This window comes from Pedobacter sp. 01N416 (assembly GCF_056399685.1).
The window spans coordinates 1-1,577 of the sequence record NZ_JBFTRT010000826.1; the positions used below are offsets into that span (position 1 = coordinate 1).

A 1,577-nucleotide genomic window follows, 5' to 3' on the forward strand; every position below is an offset into this window, starting at 1 on the left:
GTATAAAACGGCATTGGCCAACTTCGAAAAGTTAAAGGGCTCTCCTACTTATGAGGCGAGTTATCCATACTACATCACTTCGATGTATTACCTTGATGAGCGTTATGATGATGTAATCAGCTATGCTTTAGCAGCTATTCAAAAAACCAAACAACAGTTCGAGCCAGAAATGTTGAGTTTGGTCGCAGCATCGTACTTTGCGAAATCTGAATTCAAAAATGCTGAAAAGTATTTCGCCGAATATTATGCAAAAGATAAAAGTGAAACTAAAAACAACCTCTTCATTTACCAATACGGGTACTCTTTGTTCCAGAATAAGAAATATAAAGAGTCTGTTGCTGTTTTAGAAAAACTAAATACCGATGATGTTTACCTTCAAAATGGTATGCATACTTTGGGTAAAGCCTTTATTCAATTGGGCGATAAACCAAAAGCGCAGAGTGCTTTTTTCAGGGCATCGCGTTTAAGTTTTGACAAGGGTATACAGGAAGAAGCATGGTTAAATTATGCCAAATTAAGTTACGAACTAGAATTCCATCAGCAGGCGCTAGAGGCCACTCAGGGGTTTTTAAAAACTTTCCCGAAATCGCGTAAAATAAACGAAGCCAAAACTTTATTGGGCGAAGTTTTATTAACCACCAAAAACTATCAGGCGGCTGTAGATATTCTGGAGCCTATTCCAGATAAAAACCTTGAAGCTAAAGAAGCTTACCAAAAAGTAACCTATTTCCGTGGGTTAGAATTTTATAACGAAAGAGCATTCCCTAATGCATTATCGATGTTTTTACGTTCTGAAAAGTTTCCTGAAGACAATGAGATCAATGCGCTAAACACCTACTGGAAAGCTGAATCGATGTACGAGCTGCGTAAGTTCGGTGAAGCAGTTACTACTTTCGAAAAATTCTTAAAAATGCCAGATGCCGATAAAACCGGTGTTTACAATTTTGCGAACTACGCCTTGGCCTATGCAGCTTTCGAAGATGAGAAATACAGCAAAGCAGCTACTTATTTCGAAAAATTCCTCGCGGGTAGTGATAAAGACCAAAAAACGATTGATGATGCCACCATCCGTTTAGCCGATTCATATTTCGTAAACAAAAACTATGGTGATGCAATGGCAAATTACAACAAGATCATCAGCCGCAAAACCACTTCAGAAGATTACGCCACTTTCCAGAAAGGAATGATCCAGGGATTGGAAACGCAGTATGATGCAAAAATTGCTACCATGCAGAGCCTGTTGAATACTTTTCCAAATTCTAATTACGCTGATGATGCTGGTTTCGAAACCGCTTATACGTATTTCAACAAAGGCGATTTTGATAAATCTAAATCAGACCTTGTAGCCCTGGTAGCTAAATATCCACGCAGCAGTTATGTGGCAAAAGCGCTGGTAACCATCGGTTTGGTTCAATACAATCAGGATCAGGACGATGCCGCTTTAGAATCGTTTAAAAAAGTAATCCGCGATTACCCTACTGCCGATGAAGCCAAACAGGCAATGGAATCAATCAAAAACATTTATGTAGATCGCGGCGATGCAAATGGTTTTATCGCTTACGCAGCAACTACCCCGC

At 39.4% G+C, this 1,577-nt stretch carries 1 protein-coding gene; it reads left to right on the forward strand.

Going from position 1 to position 1,577, the window contains the following annotated elements; translation table 11 throughout:
- Nucleotides 1–1,577: tetratricopeptide repeat protein (locus tag AC1DND_RS27580; protein WP_477586010.1), on the forward strand; the 1,577-nt coding region annotated here is incomplete at both ends.